The sequence below is a fragment of the Psychrobacter sp. genome, assembly GCF_036731945.1.
Taxonomy (GTDB): domain Bacteria; phylum Pseudomonadota; class Gammaproteobacteria; order Pseudomonadales; family Moraxellaceae; genus Psychrobacter.
The window spans coordinates 2,545-3,102 of the sequence record NZ_DAINDI010000126.1 but is presented as its reverse complement, the minus strand read 5'-3'; the positions used below and the strand labels follow the sequence as shown (position 1 = coordinate 3,102).

Sequence of the window (558 nt, the reverse complement as noted above, 5' to 3'; positions counted from 1 at the left end):
TAATATCGTATTTCCACCTTGAGTATCCATATGCTGTTGGGTAAAAGCGATAACGTCGGTAACGCGGGGTTTGCCTTCAGTTAACGTACCCGTCTTATCAAAAGCAACGGTATTAACACGACCAATGATTTCAAGAGCGCTACCGCCTTTGATAAGCAAACCGCGACGCGCGCCAACAGCCAAACCCGATGCGATAGCGGCTGGTGTTGAGAGTACGAGTGCGCAAGGGCAAGCAATGAGTAATAGTGCTAGACCGCGATATAGCCAAGTTGCCCATTCGCCTCCCATCGCTAATGGCGGGATGATAATAACTAAGGCGGCGATCGCCATCACTGCTGGGGTATAGTAGCGACTGAATTTTTCGATAAAACGGGCAGTGGGTGCTTTGGAGGCTTGAGCTTGCTCTACCAGCTCAATAATACGCGCAATGGTATTGTCAGCAGCTGTTTTTTCTACGCGTATTTGCAGCGCGCCATCCATATTGATCGACCCTGCGAACACCTTGTCACCTATCGTTTTGGCAACAGGGATAGACTCTCCGGTGACTGGCGAATCATC

General features: G+C 49.8%; 1 protein-coding gene. It reads right to left on the bottom strand.

Going from position 1 to position 558, the window contains the following annotated elements; genetic code table 11:
* Positions 1 to 558: HAD-IC family P-type ATPase (locus V7D75_RS14535; protein ID WP_333615140.1), on the bottom strand; the 558-nt coding region annotated here is incomplete at both ends.